Consider the following 19,191-nt stretch of genomic DNA (forward strand, 5'->3'; position numbering starts at 1 on the left):
AAAGCACAAAGGCCGGACTCTCGTCCGGCCTTCGGCAGATGCTGTTGAAAACTAGCGCGACTCGCGGTGCGCCCGGTGGGTTCCGCAGTTGGGGCAGAACTTCTTGAGCTCGAGGCGATCCGGGTCGTTACGCCGGTTCTTCTTGGTGATGTAGTTGCGGTGCTTGCACTCGTCGCAGGCCAAGGTGATCTTTGGCCGGACATCGGTGGACTTCGCGGCCACGATTTGCCTTCTTTCCGGTCTGGGCTGAGTTGAAATTGGTAGCGATGGCCGGACTTGAACCGGCGACACAACGATTATGAGTCGTTTGCTCTACCAACTGAGCTACACCGCCACGGCGGACTAATATCCCGATGATGCCGCGGTTAGCCGCTCACCACCGGCAATCCGGCGAGCCCCCTAACGGAATCGAACCGTTGACCTTTTCCTTACCATGGAAACGCTCTACCGACTGAGCTAAGGGGGCATGACAACGTGGCACAGAGTCTGTATCGGCAAGCCGATCAGCGTGACCCCGTGCTCCGGCGTCCTGAACGAGATTACACACTCGCACCCGACACCACCAAATCGGCAGCTCAAGGCCCGTTTTCACGACATCGAAACCAGTCTGGCACGCGGTTTCTCACGAGGCTACCTCGGCTGCGCGCCGGGCGAGCCCTCGAACCAAAGAACCCCGCCGATCTTCATGATCGACGGGGTTCGAGGTGGCAGATGTAGGATTCGAACCTACGTAGGCATAAGCCGACGGATTTACAGTCCGCTCCCATTGGCCGCTCGGGCAATCTGCCGTGTGCGCCGTTTCCGGTGCGCTGAGCAGCTTACAACGTACCCACCCGGACTATCAAAACGCCTGCACAGACCCCCTGCGAGCACCGGTTGGCCGCCTATGCGGGTACAACTGTCTCGGTGGCCGGTAGAACCCCGGCCGGAGTTCGCCGGACCTTCACAGGACAGGAGCGCAGTGTGGCTGATTCGTCATTCGACGTCGTGAGCAAGGTCGATCGCCAGGAGGTCGACAACGCTCTGCATCAGGCGGAGAAGGAGCTGAACTCGCGCTACGACTTCAAAGGCACCGATGCGTCCATCGCGTGGTCGGGCGAGGAAGCCATCGTGCTGACCGCCAATGCCGAGGAGCGGGTGCAGGCGGCGCTCGACGTCTTCAAGGAGAAGCTGATCCGTCGCGATATCTCGCTCAAGGCGTTCGACGCCGGCGAGGCGCAGCCCTCGGGCAAGGTGTTCAAGATCACCGGCACGCTGGTGCAGGGTATCGACACCGAGAAGGCCAAGAAGATCTCGAAGAAGATCCGCGACGAGGGCCCCAAGGGCGTGAAGGCGCAGATCCAGGGCGAGGAGCTGCGAGTGAGCAGCAAGAAGCGTGATGATCTGCAGGAAGTGATCTCGCTGCTCAAGGGCGAGGATTTCGGCATCGCCCTGCAGTTCGTCAACTACAGATAATTCAGCGGTTGGTGCCGCGGGTTCGCGGCACCTGTGTGCCTCACGGTCGAGGACCGATACTGCGCCTGCGGCGTTCCGTCTCGGCCCTCGACCGCGAGGCGGGCCGCGAACCGTGGCGATCAGTGCTGATGGGTATCGCCCCTGGCCAGGTCTTCGAGGCGCTTGATTCGTTCGTCCATCGGGGGGTGGGTGGAGTACCAGCGGGCCACGCGGTCGCCCGCGCGGAACGGGTTGGCGATCATCAGGTGCGATTCGCTGGTGATCTTCGGGTCCGGCGGCAGCGGGGCCGCCTGCACGCCGCGTTCGATCTTGCGCAGGGCCGAGGCCAGGGCCAGTGGGTCGCCGGTGAGTTCGGCCCCGGACTGATCGGCCTGGTATTCCCGCGATCGTGAGACCGCCATCTTGATCAGGCCCGCCGCGATCGGGCCGAGCAACGAGACCAACAGCACCCCGATGATGTTCGGGCCGTTTCCGTCTCTGCTGCCGAACGAGCTCGCGAAGAACGCCATGTTCGCCAAGCCGGTGATGACCGAGGCCATCGCGCCCGCAACCGACGAGATCAGGATGTCGCGGTTGTAGACGTGGGACAGCTCGTGCCCGAGCACCGCCCGCAGTTCCCGTTCATCGAGCAGTTGCAGAATGCCGCTGGTACAGCAGACCGCGGCGTGCCGCGGGTTACGGCCGGTCGCGAACGCGTTGGGGGCGCTGGTCGGACTGATGTAGAGCCGGGGCATCGGCTGGCGCGCGGTCGTGGCGAGTTCGCGCACGATCCGGTACATGACCGGCGCCTCGAGTTCGCTCACCGGTTGCGCGTGCATCGCCTTCAACGCCAGCTTGTCGCTGTTGAAGTAGGCGTAGGCGTTCATGCCGACGGCCAGCACGATCGAGATGATGAGGATCGTCGGACTGCGGAACATCGCCCCGATGGCGACGATCAGCGCCGACATCCCAACCATCAAACCGAAGGTTTTGATCCCATTGGGCATGAATGAGCAACGCGAATCGAGGGCCGAAAGTTCCGAGGAGAAGACGCCTCGACCTTCCGTCTCAGCCCACGCGTTCGATGGTGTAGCGGACCAGCCGGGTGAGGGCGTCGTTGGCGGGGCCTGCCGGCAGGGCCGCGAGTTCGGTGTCGGCGAGGTCGGCGTATTCAGCGAGCTTTTCCTTGGCCAGCGCCATGCCGGGTGAGCGGCGCAGCAGTTCCAGTGCCTCGTCGACCTCGGCATCGGTTTCCAGTGGGCGGGCCAGCAGGGTGCGCAGGCGGTCGCCGTCGGCGCTGATCTCGCGCAGGGCGTAGAGCACCGGCAGGGTGTGCACCCCTTCGCGCAAGTCGGTGCCCGGCGTCTTGCCCGACTGCTCGGCCGAGGACGAGATGTCGATGATGTCGTCGGAGATCTGGAAGGCGGTGCCGACGGCGTCGCCGAGGCGGGCCAGGCGTTCGACATGCTCGAGGCCCGCACCGGAGAAAGTGCCGCCGAAGCGGCCCGCGGCGGCGATGAGCGAGCCTGTCTTCTCCCACACCACGCGCAGGTAGTGCTCGACGGGATCCTGGGTCTGCTTGGCGCCCATGGTTTCCCGCATCTGGCCGGTGACCAGCTCGGCGAAGGTCTCGGCGATGATGCGCACCGCGTCGGGGCCGAGGGTGGAGGTCAGGCGCGAGGCATGGGCGAACAGGTAGTCGCCTGCCAGGATCGCGATGCTGTTGCCCCACCGCGAGTTGACGCTCTCCGCACCGCGGCGCTGGGACGCCTCGTCCATGACATCGTCGTGATAGAGCGTCGCGAGGTGCACCAGTTCCACGACCGTACCCGCGGTGATCAACGCCGGATCGGTGGGATTGGGGCCGAGCTGGCCGGTGAGCACGGTGAACAGCGGCCGGAACCGCTTGCCGCCCGCCCTGGCCAGGTGCAGCGCGGCTTCCTGCAGGAATTCCGCGCCGTCGGAGAGTTCGTCGACGAGCAGTTTCTCGACCGCGGCCAGTCCGTCGCGCACGATGACAGCGAGTTCGGGATCGACAAGATCTACCCCGGCAACCACGGTGCTCTCGTCGCTCACAGCCGATGTGCTCATTATCTTCTCCCAGCGATGCGTCCGACCCCGACGGGTAGCAACCTAGCGTGTTCCGGCACTATGGCCGATGAACCCCGTCACACAGTGACAATTCCCGGTGTACCCGACACTCTCGCACAGCGGCCGACAGTGCCAGTATTGAGCCATGGGTTCACCGGATCTCACCCCTGCCGACCGCGCTCCCCTGCCTGCCACCGTCGAGGTACTGGTGGTCGGGGCCGGGCCTGCCGGTTCCGCGTCGGCGGCCTGGGCCGCGCGCGCCGGACGCGATGTGTTGCTGCTCGATTCGGCGGTTTTCCCGCGCGACAAGACGTGCGGTGACGGGCTGACGCCGCGCGCCACCGCCGAACTGGAGCATCTGGGTCTGGGCGAATGGTTGCGCGCGCACACGGTGAACCACGGACTGCGGATGGCGGGGTTCGGCAAGGAATCGCTGCTGCCGTGGCCGGGCGGGTCGTTCCCCACCTACGGAAGTGCCGTTCCACGAACCGAACTCGACGACAAACTGCGCGAGACCGCGATCAAGTCCGGTGCGCGGATGGTCGACGGCGCGAAGGTCACCGAGGTGCTGCGCGAAGGCGAGCAGGTCACCGGGGTGACGGTGCGTATCGGCGAGGACACCCACACGGTGCGCTGCCGGGTGCTGGTGGTGGCCGACGGCGTGCGCTCCCCCGTCGGAAAGCAGTTGGGCCGTACCTGGCATCGCCGCTACGCCTACGGCACGGCGGCCCGCGCCTACATCAAGTCCGGCCGGAGCGACGACCAGTGGATTTCCTCGCACCTGGAACTGCGCAACGCCGCCGACGAACTGGTTCCCGGCTACGGCTGGATCTTCCCGCTCGGCAACGGTGAGGTGAACATCGGCGTCGGCTCGCTGGCCACCGAGGCCCGGCCCTCGCACGTCGCGCTCAAGCCGCTGCTCGAGCACTACACCCGGCTTCGCCGCGAGGAATGGGAACTCGAGGGCGAACTGCGCGCGGTGGCCTCGGCGCTGTTGCCGATGGGCGGTGCGGTCTCGAACGTGGCGGGTCCGAACTGGGTGCTGGTCGGTGACGCCGCCGGCTGCGTGAACCCCCTCAACGGCGAAGGCATCGACTACGGCTTGGAGGGCGGGCACATGCTCGCCGACCTGCTCGACGAGCCCGATCTGAGCCGGGCGTGGCCGCAACTGCTGCGTGATCACTACGGACGCACCTTCTCGGTGGCGCGCAGGCTCGCCGGCCTGGCCACCCAGCCGAGGATGGTCCCGTTCGGTGGGCCGCCGGTGATGCGCTCGAAGTATCTGCAGCGCACGGCGGTTCGAGTGATGGGCAATCTGGTGACCGACGAGGACCTCGACCTCACCGCCCGCGCCTGGCGTGCCGCGGGACGGGCCTCGCTGCGTGCCGACGAACTCCCGCCGTTCAGCTGATGACCGAGCGCGGGCGAGCGTCGTGAGCGGGGCGGGGCGTCGTCCGGTGCTCGCCCTGCTGCCGCACCTGCGCAAGGCTCGCGACCTGGTCGACCGGCGGTACGCCGAACCGCTCGACCTGGACGAACTCGCCCGCGCCGCAGGTGTTTCCAAGTATCACTTCCTGCGCGCGTTCGCCGCTGTGTACGGGCGCACACCGGCGGTGTATCTGGCCGAACGGCGGATCGAGCGGGCGCAGGATCTGTTGCGGTCGACCAACCTGACCGTCACCGAGGTGTGCATGATGGTCGGCTATTCGAGCCTCGGCTCGTTCAGCGCCAAGTTCCGTCAGCTCGTCGGGGTCACGCCGAGCGAGTATCAGGCGAAATTCGCCGACGGGGCGCCGCACATTCCGGGCTGCTACGTCTTCATGCACGGGCTCTCCGACCGCGTCCGCCACGACACCGCAATTTCGGAGAAGCCGGATGACACCGCGCGGCCATAGCCTGCAACCATGACACCGATCACGAACGTTTCCCTGGTCACCGTGTACGTCACCGATCAGGACGCCGCCAAGCAGTGGTACATCGACAAGCTCGGCTTCGTCGAATCCGCGGATGTGAGCATGGGCGACAACGGGTTCCGCTGGGTCACCATCGCCCACCCCGATCATCGCGAGCTCGAGGTGACGCTGATGGTGCCGGGGCCACCGCTCACCGACGACCTCGCCGACGCGATCCGGCGGGCACTGGCCGACGGCACCCACGGCGCCCTCGGGCTGCGCACCGCCGACTGCCAGAAGACCTACGAAGAACTCACGGCCAAGGGGGTCGAGTTCATCCAGCCACCGTCCGAACGCCCGTACGGCACCGAGGCGATCATCCGCGACAACTCGGGCAACTGGCTGGTTCTGGTCGAGAATCGCGGCTGAGGCGAGGGTGCCGCTCGCCGGAGCGGCACCCGTCGCACCGGCTCAGAGCTTGGCGAACCAGTTCTCGATGAACTTGCGTTCACTGTGCAGGACGCGCTGATGCAGCTGCTCGGCCAAGGGCTCGATGGCGCCGCCGACCAGGGGAACCTTGACCTTCACGGTGCCGACGACCTCGATTTCGCTGCCTTCGGCGGTGGGGCGCAGTTCGTAGGTGCCCGACATCTCGGTGGTGATGCCGCTGGTGTTGCCGGTGAAACTGCCCTTGGCGGTCTCGCCCTGCAGCGACTGCCAGTTGTCGGTGCGCACCAGCACGAGATCGCTCTTGAGCACCTTGCGCACGAGGGCGGGGACCTTGTCCTTACCTGGTGTTTCGGTCATATGGATGGTGATCGAGTCGGGGCCGTCGGGATGGGAGAGTTCGATGGTCGCGGTCTCGGCGGCGGCGAAACGGGCCTGCCAGACAGCATCGTCGACAAGTGCCCGGTGAAGCTCTTCGACCGGGACGGTATAGGGCACGGTGAAGCTGAATTTGCGGGACATGCCGAAAATGCTAGGCGTATTCGCTGTGCCCGGCTGCGGCAGTCCGTGGTTCTCGGTCGCCTCGTTCCGGAGCGGCACCAGCCGCCGGGACAACAGCCGGTACTGTGTGGCGGGTGTCGGAATCCAGCCTGTCGGAGCGGCGGAACAAGCGCCTGCGACGGGTTCGGGTGTGGGTGGTCGGTGCGGCTGCCGTGGTCAGCGTGCTGATGGTGTTGCTGGTACTCGCGGCCTGGCGCAACGATTTCGAGATCGAGCGCCATCGCGGCGTGACCTCCGGCGAAGTGCTTTCCGCGGGCCGGTTGCGCTCGGCGGTGACCTACGTGACGCCCGACAGCGTGACCCATAATCCGAAGGTCGGCATCCTGTATCCGACGAACCTGACCGCTGGTCAACGGATCAACGTGGAGTACAGCACGCGCGATCCCGACCTGGTCCGGGTGGCCGGGCGCGATGCGCGGGTGGCGATCATCCCGGCCGCGTCGGTGATCTTCGTGGCATGGGCGATGGCTCTGCCGGTGCTGTGGATCGTGCGCCGCAAGCAGCGCGAGTTGTAACTTCGCTTGCTGTTCGTCCCGGCTTCACGTCGGTGTGGGTGTGGCGCGCGGTGTGGCGGTCACCCTGAGAGAGTGCGCGTAGCCATCGTCTCGGAGTCTTTCCTGCCGAACATGAACGGCGTCGTCAACTCCGTGCTTCGGGTGTTGGACCACCTGGACCAGCACGGACACGACGCGATGATCGTGGCGCCCGATACCCTGCGCGGCGCCCCACCGGCGCCACGTTTTCACGGCCGCTTCCCGGTGCACCGCGTGCCCGCGATGATGGTGCCGAAGGTGAGTTCGCTGCCGGTGGGTCTGCCGCAACCGGGAATCACCGCGGCCATCGCCGATTTCGATCCCGATGTGGTGCACCTGGCCTCGCCGTTTCTGCTCGGCGCCGGCGGGCTCGCCGCGGCGACGCGGTTGGATCTGCCGACCGTCGCGGTGTATCAGACCGATGTGGCGGGGTTCGCCAAGAGCTACGGGCTCGGGTTGGCCGCGCGGGCCGCGTGGGCATGGACGCGCCGGATTCACGAGGGCGCTACCCGCACGCTGGCGCCGTCGTCGGCGGCCGCGCACGACCTCGCCGAGCACGGCATCCCGCGAGTGCATCGGTGGGGCCGTGGCGTGGATATCGCCCGGTTCAACCCGGCCGCGCGCAGTGCCGAGTTGCGGGCGAGCTGGCTGGGGTCGAGTGAGCGACTCGTCGTGGGGTTCGTGGGCAGGCTCGCGCCGGAAAAGCACGTGGAGCGGCTGGCCGCGCTGGCTGGTGACCCGTCGATCCAGCTCGTCGTGGTGGGCGACGGACCGGAACGGGCACGACTGCGCAGGTTGATGCCGGACGCGGTGTTCACCGGCGAGCTGGGTGGCAGCGAGTTGGCCACGCACTACGCCAGCCTGGACGTGATGGTGCATCCCGGCGAGCACGAGACGTTCTGCCAGGGCGTGCAGGAAGCGCTGTCCTCGGGCGTGCCGGTGATCGGGCCCGACGCCGGTGGGCCTCGTGACCTCGTCTCCCATTGCCGCAACGGGTACCTGCTGCCGGTCGACCGGTTCACGGAATTGCTGCCGAGCGCGGTGTCGGCCCTGCGTGATGCCGGGCAGCGCGGGTTGTTCGCGGCGGCGGCACGCAAGTCGGTGCTGCACCGCACCTGGCCCGCGGTCTGCACCGAGCTGATGGGCCACTACGCCGATGTCACCGGGATGCGCGCGCGATTGCCACGGTCGGCCTGAGTGGTGAAACCCACCCGCGCTATCGCGGCGAAAAAACTCTAAGCTCGGTTCGTGGCGACAACAGAGCAGCGAGAACCGATTCGGGCTTCGCTGGACAAGCAACCCCACGAGGTCGCGTCGATGTTCGACGGTGTGGCGAAGCGCTACGACCTCACCAACACGGTCATCTCCGGCGGCCAGGATCGGTACTGGCGGTGGGCGACGCGACGTGCCCTCGGGCTGCGGCCCGGCGAGCGGGTCCTCGACCTGGCCGCAGGCACGGGCGTCTCGACAGTGGAGCTCGGCAAGTCCGGTGCCTGGTGCGTGGCCGCCGACTTCTCCCAGGGCATGCTCTCGGCGGGCCGGTTCCGGCAGGTACCGATGGTGGCGGGCGATGCGATGGCCCTGCCGTTCGCCGACGATTCGTTCGACGCGGTGACCATCTCGTTCGGGCTGCGCAATGTCGCCGACATCGATGTGGCACTGCGCGAGATGCTGCGGGTGACCAAACCGGGCGGACGGGTGGTGGTCTGCGAGTTCTCCACGCCGGTGTTCGGGCCGTTCCGCACCGTGTACATGGAGTACCTGATGAAGGCCCTGCCCCGGGTTGCGCGCGCGGTGAGTTCCAACCCGGACGCGTACGTATACCTGGCCGAGTCGATCCGCGCGTGGCCGAACCAGCGCAGGCTGGCCCGCCGGATCGCGGACGCCGGCTGGGACTCGGTGCAGTGGCGTGACCTCACCGGTGGCGTGGTGGCGCTGCACCGCGGCTACAAATTGAGCTGAAACGCCCTCGACAGCCGGGGTGAGTCCCGTCACCCCGGTTCGTCCGCGGTTACCTGCCCGCCGCTCGGAATGCGCCCTGATCAGGGGTGATATCCGGGCCGAGCCCTCACAGTCTGGATTTCGACTTGTGAGGTCGATTGTCACCTGGACATAACGTTCGGTAAATCGAGCGCAACGACCGATGCGGATGATCGAGTCATGACAGGCGAAGCGGATGGCCGCGGCACGGACACTGTGCGTACACAGTGCTCGTATTGCGGCGTCGGCTGCGGCATAAACGTCCAGACAAAGACTGATCAGTCTGGTGCGCGATTGATCGCCAAGGTCAGCGGCGACAAGTTGCATCCGGCGAACGCGGGCAGACTGTGCACCAAGGGCGCCACCCACGCGGAGATGATGGCCGCACCCGGCCGGATGGACACCGCCTACCGGCGCCCCGAACGCGGCCAGGTCCCGGTCCCGATGCCGGTCGACGAGGCCGTGCACGAAACGGCCACCCGCCTGCGCACGATCCTCGACGAGCACGGCCCCGACGCGATCGCCCTCTACGTCTCCGGACAGATGTCGCTGGAAGCCCAGTACCTGGCCACCAAACTGGCCAAGGGCTACCTGCGGACGAAGCACATCGAAGCCAACTCGCGCCTGTGCATGGCCAGCGCGGGCACCGGCTACAAACAATCGCTCGGCGCGGACGGTCCGCCCGGTTCCTACGACGATTTCGAACACGCCGACCTGTTCCTGGTCAGCGGCGCGAACATGGCCGACTGCCACCCGATCCTGTATCTGCGCATGGCCGACCGGCTCAAGGCAGGCGCCAAGCTGATCGTGGTCGACCCACGCCGCACCGATACCGCCGCCCGCGCCGATCTGTTCCTGCAGATCGCACCGGGTGCCGACCTCGCCCTGCTCAACGGACTGCTGCACCTGCTGGTCGCCGACGGCGCGATCGACACCGCGTTCATCGCCGAACACACCGAGGGCTGGGAGGCGATGCCCGAGTTCCTCGCCGACTATCCCCCGGCCCGCGTCGCCGAGTTGACCGGCCTGGCCGAGGCCGATATCCGCACCGCGGCCACGATGATCGCCGAGGCGGGCGAGTGGATGTCGCTGTGGACGATGGGGCTCAATCAGTCCACGCACGGCACCTGGAACACCAATGCCCTGGTCAACCTGCACCTGGCGACCGGCACCATCTGCAGGCCGGGCAGTGGGCCCTTCTCGCTCACCGGCCAGCCCAACGCCATGGGCGGCCGCGAGATGGGCTATATGGGCCCCGGTCTGCCCGGCCAGCGCAGCCTGCTCTCCCCCGCCGACCGCACCTTCGTCGAAACCGCCTGGGACCTGACCGAGGGCACCCTGCGCACCGAGTCGGGCCCCGGCACCATCGACATGTTCCGCGGCCTGGCCGACGGCGAGATCAAGGCCGCGTGGATCATCTGCACCAATCCCGTTGCCACCGTGGCCAATCGCAAAACCGTGATCGCGGGTCTCGAAGCGGCCGAGTTGGTCGTCGTGCAGGATGCCTACGCCGAGACCGCGACCAATGCCTACGCCGATCTGTTGCTGCCCGCCGCGCTGTGGGCCGAAGCTGATGCGGTGATGGTGAATTCGGAGCGCAACGTCACCCTGCTGCAACAGTCGGTCGACCCGATCGGCGACGCGCGACCGGACTGGCTGCTGATCGCCCAGGTCGCCACGGCCATGGGTTTCCCCGGCTTCGACTTCACTTCCAGCGCCGAGGTGTTCGACGAGGTGCGGCAGTTCACCAATCCCGCCACCGGCTACGACCTCAGCGGTATGAGCTACGAGCGTCTGGTGCAAGGCCCGATGCAGTGGCCGTGCAAGGACGCCGACACACCGCGCAACCCGATCCGCTATGTCAACGACGGCACCCATCAGCCGTTGCACGTGGCGGATGACGGCACCACCCCGCGGCTCGCGTTCGCCACCCCGAGTAGGCGCGCGGTCTTCTTCCCTCGTCCCCATCTGCCCGCCGCCGAACTGCCCGACGACGACTACCCCTTCCTGCTGAATACCGGTCGGCTGCAACATCAGTGGCACACCATGACCAAGACGGGCAAGGTGACCAAGCTGACCAAGCTGACCGGGGAACCGTTCGTCGAAGTGCATCCCACCGATGCCGAACGACTCGATCTGAAGCCGGGCGATCAGCTCGAGATCGCGTCGCGCCGGGGCCGGGCTGTGCTGCCGGTGCGCATCAGCGACCGGGTGCGACCTGGTGATTGTTTCGCTCCCTTCCACTGGAATGACGAACAGGGCGAATATCTGACGATCAACGCGGTGACCAATGACGCGGTGGATCCGGCCTCGTTGCAGCCGGAGTTCAAGGCGTGCGCGGTGGCGCTGCGCCGGGTCGGCCCCGCCGCCACTCCCGAGCACGCGCCCGCCCAGCCCGCACAGCTGCCCGCCCCACCGGCCGCGCATCCACTGGCCGGAATTCTCGGCCTCGATGCCGGGACCTCGCCCACGCTCAGCGAGACCGAACGCATCTACCTCGGCGGTTATCTCGCCGCCCTGCAATCGCTGCCGGTGACCGGGCAGCCGGTGCTGCCGGTGAGCGCACCGTTGTCGACACAGTCACGCCTGTGGGTCGACGGTCTGCTGGCCGGCATGTACTCCCGCAATGTCGGCGCCGTCGCCGCCGAAGCGACCGACAGCCCAGCGCCCCACCCGGTCACCGTGCTGTGGGCCTCCCAGACCGGCAATGCCGAAGAACTGGCCGCCACCGTCGCGGCCCGGCTCTCGGAAGCCGGTCTCACGCCGTCGTTGCTCGATATGGATTCGTGCGAGCTGACCTCGATCACCGGTGACGTCCTCATCATCACCAGCACGTTCGGTGACGGTGGGCCGCCGGACAACGGTGCCGACTTCTGGACCAGGCTCGAAGACAGCATCATTCGCCTCAACGGCGTTCGCTACGCGGTATTCGCGCTCGGCGACTCCTCCTACGACGATTTCTGTGGCCATGGCCGCAAACTCGACACACTGTTCGCCGAACGCGGCGCTAAGCGACTGCTGCCGAGGGTCGACAGCGAACCCGATTTCGCCGATGTCGCCGATCAGTGGCTCGATGATGCTCTGGTCGCGGTCATCAGCGGATCACCCGACGGCGGCGGTCCGGCAGGCGGTGCCGCACGAGGGCGCGACGGTTCGCTCGTTGGCGCAACGAATGGCCGAGACCCGCTCGGCACCCATGGTGTTGTCCTGCAAACGAACTCGTCCCACATGATGCCGTCACCCGCCGGGCGCGGTGGCACGACCGTGCTCGACCGGCAGCTCGCGCCGGCCCCCTCCAGGACGCAGCGCACCACCGCCGCTCCGTTCACCCGCCAGTCCCCGGTCCGCGCCACCCTGATGCGCAACGAGATCCTGAGCGCGCCCGGTTCGCCGAAAGAGGTGCGCCGCTTCGGTTTCGACCTCCACGACCTCGATGCCGGATACGAAGTAGGCGATTCGCTGGGCGTGCTGCCCGCCAACTGCCCCGACCTCGTCGACGAATGGCTCGCCTGCACCGGGCTCGACGGTCGGCGCACGATCGAAGTCGACGACCGCGAACTCACGCTCACCGATGCCCTGCGTACGCATTACGACATCACCAAGGTGAGCCAGGATCTGCTCGGCTTCATCGGCGAGCGCAACCCACACCCGCAGCTGGCCAAGCTGCTGCGGCGCGACAACCGCAATGAGCTCGCCTCTTACCTATGGGACCGCCAGGCCGTCGATGTGCTGCGCGACTTCCCGGTGCGGACCGATCTCGTCGACTGGCTGGGAGCACTGAAAAAGCTGCAGCCCCGGCAGTATTCGATCTCCTCGAGCCCGTTGACCACCCCAGACGAGGTGCAGCTGACAGTGGGCGTGGTCCGCTACGGCGATCCGGTGGGCACCTCGGCGCGGCGTGGTGGGGTGTGCTCGACGTTCCTGGCCGACCGGGGCACCACCGAGGTCCCGATCTTTCTGCAGCGGGCACCGCATTTCCGTCCGCCGCTGGATCCGAATGCCCCGATGATCATGGTGGGGCCGGGTACCGGTATCGCTCCTTTCCGCGGATTCCTGCACGAGCGGCGGGCCATCGGCGCGACCGGCCGCAACTGGTTGTTCTTCGGCGACCAGCACGCCGCCCAGAACTTCTACTACCGCGCCGAGCTCGAGGACATGTTCCGCTCCGGCTTCCTCACCCGCCTCGACTTGGCCTTCTCTCGCGATCAGCGCGAGCGGGTCTATGTCCAGCACCGGATGATCGAGCACGGCGCCGAGCTGTGGTCGTGGCTGCGCGACGGCGGCCACTTCTACGTCTGCGGTGACGCCGCCCGGATGGCCAAGGATGTCGACGACACCCTGCTGCGGATCGCGCAGATCCACGGAAAGTTGGACGAGGCGGGTGCGCTGGCCTTCAAGAAGCAGCTCGTGGCCGAGAAGCGGTACGTGCGCGACGTGTACTGATCGGCCCGATCAGGCCGCGCGGATCGCGGGCGGGTTGAGCCGGGCGAAGTCGGGCAGCCGGTGGTACGGGTAGTAGGGGTACGGCGGCGTGGTCGCGCTCGCGGCGTCGAGGGCGGCCAGGTGTTCGGGTTCGAGCTGCCAGCCGATCGCACCGAGGTTCTGACGTAACTGTGCCTCGTTGCGGGCGCCGATCAACACGGAGGCGACGGTGGGCCGGGTGAGCAGCCAGTTCAGGGAGATCTGCGGGACGCTGCGACCTGTTTCAGCGGCGATGCGATCGAGCACATCGACGACATCGTAGAGTCGTTCATCGTCGACGGGCGGGCCCGCTTGGGCCGTCTCGTGCAGTCGACTTCCTGCCGGAAGCGGTTGTCCACGGCGAATTTTGCCGGTGAGCCTGCCCCAGCCGAGCGGGCTCCAGATGATGGAGCCGACGCCCTGGTCGGCGCCGAGCGGCATCAGTTCCCATTCGTAGTCGCGACCCACCAGCGAGTAGTAGACCTGGTGCGCCACCGGCTTTTCCAGGCCGAGCGCATCCGCGGTGGCGAGCGTTTTCATCAACTCCCAGCCGGCGAAGTTGGAGACGCCGAGGTAGCGGATCTTGCCCGCGCGCACGAGATCGTTGAGGGCCGTGAGGGTTTCCGCCAGCGGGGTGCCCGCATCGAAGGCGTGCAGCTGGAACAGATCGAGGTAATCGGTGCCGAGGCGGCGCAGCGAGGCGTCGACGGCACGGATCAGCCTGGCACGGCTCGAGCCCGCCTCGTGTGGGCCGGGACCGGTGGGCAGCGCCGATTTCGTCGACAGCAGCACCTGCTCGCGCCTGCCCTTGATCGCCGCGCCGAGCACTTCCTCCGACGCGCCGTCGGAATACACATCGGCCGTGTCGAACAGGGTGACACCGGCATCCAGGCTGATGTCGATCAAGCGCCTGGCCTGCGCGGCATCGGTATCACCCCACGCGCTGAACAGCGCACCACGCCCGCCGAAGGTGCCTGCGCCGAAGCCGAGCGCCGGAACGAGAAGACCAGATGCGCCGAGCCGCCGGTATTCCATGAGAGCTCCTAAAGGGTCTATTGTTTCGTTAACAGAACCGACAATACACCCGCTGCGCGCTAAATGAAACAGGAGTTCCGTTATGGATCACGATATCGCTTGGCCGGGCTCTGTTCGGCCTGGTGGACGCACTGCTCGCGTGCGCGAGTCCGTCCTGGAAGTGGCCGGTGATCTGCTCGCGGACCGCGGATTCGCCCATCTCGATCTGACCGAGGTCGCCACCGGCGCCGGGGTCGGCAAAACCACCGTCTACCGCCGCTGGCGCACCCCTGCCGGCTTGGTCGCCGACCTGCTCGTCGAGATGGCAGAGCAGTCGTTGCCTCGCGCCGATACCGGCTCACTGCTCGACGATCTGACAGCCAACGCTCGACTGGTCGCGAAAACCCTCGCCGACGGCCGCCAGAGCAACCTCTTCCGCGCCGTAATCGCGGCTGCCACCTGCGACGATGCCACCGCCGCCGCGCTGCACACCTTCTACGACACCCGCCTCAACGAGTGGGCGCCGTGTGTCGAAGCCGCCGTCCTCCGCGGTGAAGCACCTGTCGGCACCGACCCGCGCGCTGTGCTCTCCGCCGTCTCCGCGCCGCTCTACTACCGATTACTGGCCAGTGGCGATCCCATCGACGACGACATCGCCGACCGGTCGGCCAAGGCCGCTACCATCGCCACCGCCGCGGGAACGTTCGTCATCACGCCCGACGACGTCAGCGCCTGACTCCCGACAAGTTCGCCCACGGGCCACGTTCAGCGCCGCAAGATATCGGGGTCAGTTTCACGATGCGACGGCGGAGCGCCACGCGGGATCACGGCCGGTGAGGCCGAGCAGTCGATCGAATGCCGGTGCGTCGGCCGGGATCTCGACGATCGGGCCGAACAAGCCGGGTGTGCCCTCGGGGTCGGTTTCGCGCAGGAACTCGTGCAGGATCGCCAGGTCCACGGGGTCAACGGTCAACTCCTGCCCTGTCGCTACGGCGAGATCCCACGCGTGGATGGTGATCTCGTCGAGCGCGACGATCGCCATCACCGAGGCAGGCAGCTCGACCCCACCGGCTTCGGTATCGCCGTCCCATGCCTGCGCCACCCGCCACACCGTCGTCAGCGTCTCGAGCTGCGCGGCGATGCGGGTGCGCCAGTCATCGGGCAGCGGGCTGTCGGAACCGGCGGGCGGCGGCACGGACCGGCCGACCGATTCCTTGGTCGCAGCCTGTCGGAACGCCTCGGTGAGCCCGACCACGTGGGCGAGCAGGTCGCGCACCGTCGACTCGGCACACGGCGTCGGGTCGGCGAGCTGGTCGTCGGTGATGCCGTCGACGACCGCGGCGAGCGATCGAGCGGCGGGTTCGAAATCGAACTGCGGTTCCATGAGTACTCCTCGTCGATGACTTCGCGGTCGCACTCATGCAGACGAACCCATCGCCCCGAAGTCATCGGTGCGGCTTGCCGTGCGCGCCGGATCGGCGCACCCTGGACAGCGCAGGACCCGATCAGCGCACATCACGTCCGAGGCTCAACCGATCGAGCAGGCCGACGAACGAGGAGCACCGATGATCGATGACGAACCCGCTCGCCCACTGGACGAGGTCCCCGAGGCCGATCGCATCGAGCAGGAACAGTCCGCCTTCCGCGATGACGACCCCGACGATCCGGCCTACTCCGACGCCGAGATGGCGGCCGATATCGCCCGCGAGGCCGACACCGCGAATCCGGCGGACGTGATCGAACAGACCATCCCCGTCCCCTTCGACGAGGCCGACGAGGGGTTCACCGGCGCCTAACCGGCGATCTTGGCCCGCAGACCCGCGTGCAGTTCACGCAGGCTGGAACGCTCGGTCGCGACCTCGAGCACCCGCAGGCCGTGCGCGTCGGCGGCCAGTTCCACAGCCAATTCGGCGGGATCGACCTGACGGTGCGGGATGCGGTAGGCGGCGCACAGGGCGGCCAGATCCATGCCGTGGGGCGTGCCGAATACCCGCTCGAACACCCCCGCGTACTGCGGATCGCCCTGTTCGAGCAGCTCGAAGATGCCGCCGCCGTCGTCGTTGGCGACGACGATCGTGAGATTGTCCGGGCGCGGTTCGCCGCGCCCGATCAGCAGACCGGACGCATCGTGGAGGAAAGTGAGGTCACCCATCAGCGCCACGGTGCGGCCGGGATGCGCCAGGGCGGCACCCACGGCGCCCGAGACCGTGCCGTCGATACCGGCGACACCGCGGTTGGACAGCACCCGGATGCCCGGGCGCGGATACGACACCAGGGCGGCGTCGCGCACCGGGTTCGACGCGCCGAGCAGCAGTTGATCGCCTTCTCGCAAGCCATCCATGACCACGGCCGCCACGTGCAGACCGGTCGCCTTCGGATGCGTGGCCAACTCGGCCCGCACCACCGACTCGGCCTGCTGGTTCAGTTCCGAGCAACGCGCCAACCAGGCGGGATCGGGTGTACCGGTGGTCACCGCGCGCGTGCCGGTGCCGACGACATTGCCGGAGACATCGGGCCAGCGCGGACCGGTGGTGAGCGCGAACACGGTGACGTCCGGATCGGCCAGCACCCGCGAGACCTGCCGGTGCAGGGTCGGACGTCCGGTGATGATCGCCTGGGTCGGCTTCAGCAGCGACAGCGCGAGCGGGTGCAGGGCGGGGCCGTGCATCGGCGCGGTCGGCTCGGCCACCGTCGGCAGCGCGGCGAGTTCGGGCAGCAACCGCGCGCCGTGGCCGGAGATGACGACGGTGTCGGGCGTCAGGTCGATGTCGAGCGGCACGTCGAGGGTGGCGTATTGGGTTGCCGTCCATGGCCGTTCCCCCTCGCGACCCACGGGTAGCGGATCGTCGGACAGCTCGGGGACCAGCGGTTCACGCAGCGGGATGTCGAATTGCACCGGACCCGCGTTACCGGAACGGGTTCCGCGCGCGGCCGCGAGCACCCGGCATACCGACGAGCGCCACACGCTGTTCTGTCGCGGGTAGGCCGACTCCCCCACCTCGGCCTCGGCCAGCCCGAGGCTGATCGTGGCGCGCACCTGCGACCCGAACAAGCCGAGCTGCTCCACCGTCTGATTGGCGCCGGTACCGAGCATCTCGTAGGGCCGGTTCGCGCTGACGACGATCAGCGGCACCCGCGCGTAGTTGGCCTCGAGTACGGCCGGACCCAGGTTCGCCACCGCGGTGCCGGAGGTCATCACGACCGGAACCGGCCGCCCCGACGACACCGCGAGACCGATCGCCAGAAATCCCGCGGTGCGCTCGTCGACGCGCATATGCAGCCGAAGCTCCCCGGCCGCGTCCGCGGCCTGCAGCGCGAAGGCCAGTGGCGCGTTGCGCGATCCGGGGCACAGCACCACTTCACCGACGCCGCCGCGGACGAGCTCGTCGACGACCACTCGTGCCTGCGCAGTAGACGGATTCACAATCACAGCCTGTCAGACCGGCGCGCACCCGTCTGCCCCCGGCCCGCGTTGTCTGCGTCACCGAGTGCGACCAGCGCACCAGTATTCGACTCTGCGACCGATTGCCGGGATATCCGGGGCGCGATGAACCGACATTCATATACCGGGGCAACCGACATTCATGAAATCGCAAAGACAACAACAGAAGAAAGAAATCCGGCGACGGGCTATCTGCCCGCCGCCGGAATTTCCGTCAACCCGACAAAAGGTTGGTCGAACGAATATTCAGCTCACTCCGCGGGTGCGGTGAGATCCTGGATGCCCGTGACGGACTCGATGATGTTGAGGACGGCCGAGGTAGCGCTGTCGACCGCGGCGCTGCCCGACTCCAGCACACCCGAACCAGCGGACGAGCCGGTCAGCACGTCAGCCGAGCCCGTGGCGGCCTCGGCGGATCCGGTGGCGTCGGCACTCGCGACGGCGGGACCGAAGAACATGACAGCGGCAGCAGCGGCAGCACCGGTGGCGGCGAGGGTCTTACGAGAGATCATGTGAGCAAACTTCCTTTCGACCTTTGCAATGCAGTCATCTAAAAGCAATTCGATTTCCGGATCGCTTGATTGGCAACGTATCCGATAAGGCAGGGTGGTTGTCAATCGCGCCGATGACTGGCGCGCTCTCGTCGAATTAGCGGCAACCCGCAATTATCCTGGCGTTCACCGTGGCGGTAATTTTCCTCACACCGGCTGTCACGGAATTTACCGCCGACCGGGAATCGATGTGTCCGAGGCCACCGCATGCCCCCGTTACGTGAGGGTGGTCACCCGCGAACGCGAAAAGGCCGGTGCGGTTCGGTTACCCGAACTCGCACCGGCCTCGTTCACACGATCACAGCGGGGGCTACCCCGCTATACCGCTCAGCCTGCGTGCTTCTGCACCAGATCGCCGACGCGCGGCAGTGCCTCGATGACGTGCTTCTTGGCCGAACCACGCATCGACGAGTACACCTTCTTCAGCGCGGGCCGGGTGGACGACTCGGCACGGGCGTCGGTGACGGCCAGCAGCGACTCGGCAACCTCATCGGACTTCGCGGCCAGCAGATCGGCGAAGGTGCCGGTGCCGGAGGTGGTGAATTCCGCCCAGTACGGCTGGAGCTGATCGAGCAGTTTCGGCGCCAGCGACGCGAGGCCGTCGGGAACGATGGTCGGGCTGATCTTCTTGACCGCCGCGTAGCCACCCTTCACGGCCAGGCCGGACGCACCACCTTTGTCCGAGACCTCGGCGTCGAGCACCTCGACGGCGTCAGCAAGGAAAGCCGGACGCTTGGCGTCGTCGAGCAGGGATTCAGACAGTGCTGCAACCACTTTCAGGTTCC

19 protein-coding genes and 3 tRNA genes are annotated in these 19,191 nt (G+C 67.2%); 10 read left to right on the top strand and 12 right to left on the bottom strand.

The window, feature by feature from the left end; genetic code table 11:
- Positions 1–51: 51 nt before the first annotated feature.
- The 4 genes from rpmG to OHS03_RS25165 all read right to left on the bottom strand — a co-directional run bounded on the left by rpmG (position 52) and on the right by OHS03_RS25165 (position 788).
- Positions 52–222, bottom strand: a complete 171-nt coding sequence (gene rpmG, locus OHS03_RS25150) for a 50S ribosomal protein L33 (RefSeq protein WP_056814348.1) — start codon at positions 220–222, stop codon at positions 52–54.
- Positions 223–258: 36 nt separating this feature from the next.
- Positions 259–334, bottom strand: a tRNA-Met gene (locus tag OHS03_RS25155).
- A gap of 59 nt (positions 335–393) precedes the next feature.
- Positions 394–466 (bottom strand) — tRNA-Thr (locus OHS03_RS25160).
- Positions 467–705: 239 nt separating this feature from the next.
- A tRNA-Tyr gene (locus tag OHS03_RS25165) sits at positions 706–788 on the bottom strand.
- A 175-nt stretch (positions 789–963) separates the two neighbouring features.
- On the opposite strand from OHS03_RS25165, the gene OHS03_RS25170 reads away from it, so the two are divergent.
- Complete coding sequence (locus OHS03_RS25170; RefSeq protein WP_056814350.1) at positions 964–1,455, top strand: YajQ family cyclic di-GMP-binding protein; 492 nt, start codon at positions 964–966, stop codon at positions 1,453–1,455.
- A 119-nt stretch (positions 1,456–1,574) separates the two neighbouring features.
- On the opposite strand, the gene htpX is transcribed toward OHS03_RS25170, so the two are convergent.
- Together htpX and OHS03_RS25180 are read right to left on the bottom strand one after the other, a co-directional pair.
- Complete coding sequence (gene htpX / locus OHS03_RS25175) at positions 1,575–2,441, bottom strand: zinc metalloprotease HtpX (protein WP_056814353.1); 867 nt, start codon at positions 2,439–2,441, stop codon at positions 1,575–1,577.
- Positions 2,442–2,502: 61 nt separating this feature from the next.
- Positions 2,503–3,525 carry a polyprenyl synthetase family protein gene (locus OHS03_RS25180; protein ID WP_301903708.1) on the bottom strand — a complete coding sequence of 341 codons (1,023 nt, stop codon included), beginning with the start codon at positions 3,523–3,525 and terminating at the stop codon, positions 2,503–2,505.
- Positions 3,526–3,670: 145 nt separating this feature from the next.
- Between OHS03_RS25180 and OHS03_RS25185 the strand changes: the two genes are divergently transcribed.
- From OHS03_RS25185 to OHS03_RS25195, 3 genes are read left to right on the top strand one after another with little or no spacing between them, the layout of a single operon-like run.
- On the top strand, positions 3,671–4,936 hold the full coding sequence (locus OHS03_RS25185) for a geranylgeranyl reductase family protein (protein WP_328657502.1): 1,266 nt from the start codon (positions 3,671–3,673) through the stop codon (positions 4,934–4,936).
- Positions 4,937–4,958: 22 nt separating this feature from the next.
- Positions 4,959–5,420, top strand: coding sequence for a helix-turn-helix transcriptional regulator (locus OHS03_RS25190; protein ID WP_328657504.1), 462 nt, complete (start codon positions 4,959–4,961; stop codon positions 5,418–5,420).
- 9 nt (positions 5,421–5,429) lie between these two features.
- Positions 5,430–5,846 (top strand): VOC family protein, encoded by a 417-nt coding sequence (locus OHS03_RS25195; RefSeq protein ID WP_062988852.1) that lies wholly within the window; start codon positions 5,430–5,432, stop codon positions 5,844–5,846.
- Between the two features lie 42 nt (positions 5,847–5,888).
- Here the strand turns inward: OHS03_RS25195 and OHS03_RS25200 are convergent, their stop codons facing one another.
- Positions 5,889–6,386 (bottom strand): DUF2505 domain-containing protein, encoded by a 498-nt coding sequence (locus tag OHS03_RS25200; RefSeq protein ID WP_328657506.1) that lies wholly within the window; start codon positions 6,384–6,386, stop codon positions 5,889–5,891.
- 113 nt (positions 6,387–6,499) lie between these two features.
- Here OHS03_RS25200 and OHS03_RS25205 point away from each other — a divergent pair, with 113 nt between their 5' ends.
- The 4 genes from OHS03_RS25205 (at position 6,500) to OHS03_RS25220 (ending at position 13,381) form a co-directional block, all read left to right on the top strand.
- Positions 6,500–6,940 carry a DUF3592 domain-containing protein gene (locus OHS03_RS25205; protein WP_328657507.1) on the top strand — a complete coding sequence of 147 codons (441 nt, stop codon included), beginning with the start codon at positions 6,500–6,502 and terminating at the stop codon, positions 6,938–6,940.
- Between the two features lie 72 nt (positions 6,941–7,012).
- The gene (locus tag OHS03_RS25210) at positions 7,013–8,155 is read left to right on the top strand and encodes a glycosyltransferase family 4 protein (RefSeq protein WP_062988848.1); all 1,143 of its coding nucleotides are present in this window, start codon (positions 7,013–7,015) and stop codon (positions 8,153–8,155) included.
- Positions 8,156–8,206: 51 nt separating this feature from the next.
- On the top strand, positions 8,207–8,920 hold the full coding sequence (locus OHS03_RS25215; protein WP_328657509.1) for a demethylmenaquinone methyltransferase: 714 nt from the start codon (positions 8,207–8,209) through the stop codon (positions 8,918–8,920).
- 198 nt (positions 8,921–9,118) lie between these two features.
- A complete protein-coding gene (locus OHS03_RS25220) occupies positions 9,119–13,381 on the top strand; it encodes a bifunctional nitrate reductase/sulfite reductase flavoprotein subunit alpha (RefSeq protein ID WP_328657511.1) in 4,263 nt (1,420 codons plus the stop codon).
- 9 nt (positions 13,382–13,390) lie between these two features.
- On the opposite strand, the gene OHS03_RS25225 is transcribed toward OHS03_RS25220, so the two are convergent.
- Positions 13,391–14,434, bottom strand: a complete 1,044-nt coding sequence (locus OHS03_RS25225) for an aldo/keto reductase (protein WP_328657512.1) — start codon at positions 14,432–14,434, stop codon at positions 13,391–13,393.
- A gap of 82 nt (positions 14,435–14,516) precedes the next feature.
- Here OHS03_RS25225 and OHS03_RS25230 point away from each other — a divergent pair, with 82 nt between their 5' ends.
- On the top strand, positions 14,517–15,149 hold the full coding sequence (locus tag OHS03_RS25230) for a TetR/AcrR family transcriptional regulator (RefSeq protein ID WP_062988843.1): 633 nt from the start codon (positions 14,517–14,519) through the stop codon (positions 15,147–15,149).
- A 57-nt stretch (positions 15,150–15,206) separates the two neighbouring features.
- Here OHS03_RS25230 and OHS03_RS25235 read toward each other — a convergent pair whose 3' ends face one another.
- Positions 15,207–15,797: a TIGR03086 family metal-binding protein gene (locus tag OHS03_RS25235; RefSeq protein WP_328657514.1), complete on the bottom strand. Its 591-nt coding sequence runs from the start codon at positions 15,795–15,797 to the stop codon at positions 15,207–15,209.
- Positions 15,798–15,978: 181 nt separating this feature from the next.
- On the opposite strand from OHS03_RS25235, the gene OHS03_RS25240 reads away from it, so the two are divergent.
- Positions 15,979–16,209, top strand: coding sequence for an Rv3202a family protein (locus OHS03_RS25240; protein ID WP_328657517.1), 231 nt, complete (start codon positions 15,979–15,981; stop codon positions 16,207–16,209).
- Here the strand turns inward: OHS03_RS25240 and menD are convergent.
- The 3 genes from menD to OHS03_RS25255 all read right to left on the bottom strand — a co-directional run bounded on the left by menD (position 16,206) and on the right by OHS03_RS25255 (position 19,180).
- On the bottom strand, positions 16,206–17,837 hold the full coding sequence (gene menD, locus OHS03_RS25245; protein ID WP_328657520.1) for a 2-succinyl-5-enolpyruvyl-6-hydroxy-3-cyclohexene-1-carboxylic-acid synthase: 1,632 nt from the start codon (positions 17,835–17,837) through the stop codon (positions 16,206–16,208). The two genes, OHS03_RS25240 and menD, sit on opposite strands and share 4 nt — an antisense overlap.
- A gap of 269 nt (positions 17,838–18,106) precedes the next feature.
- On the bottom strand, positions 18,107–18,367 hold the full coding sequence (locus OHS03_RS25250) for a hypothetical protein (RefSeq protein ID WP_056814399.1): 261 nt from the start codon (positions 18,365–18,367) through the stop codon (positions 18,107–18,109).
- A 366-nt stretch (positions 18,368–18,733) separates the two neighbouring features.
- On the bottom strand, positions 18,734–19,180 hold the full coding sequence (locus OHS03_RS25255) for a DUF6918 family protein (RefSeq protein ID WP_056814402.1): 447 nt from the start codon (positions 19,178–19,180) through the stop codon (positions 18,734–18,736).
- Positions 19,181–19,191: the final 11 nt, after the last annotated feature.

The organism is Nocardia salmonicida (assembly GCF_036142455.1).
Lineage (GTDB): Bacteria > Actinomycetota > Actinomycetes > Mycobacteriales > Mycobacteriaceae > Nocardia > Nocardia salmonicida.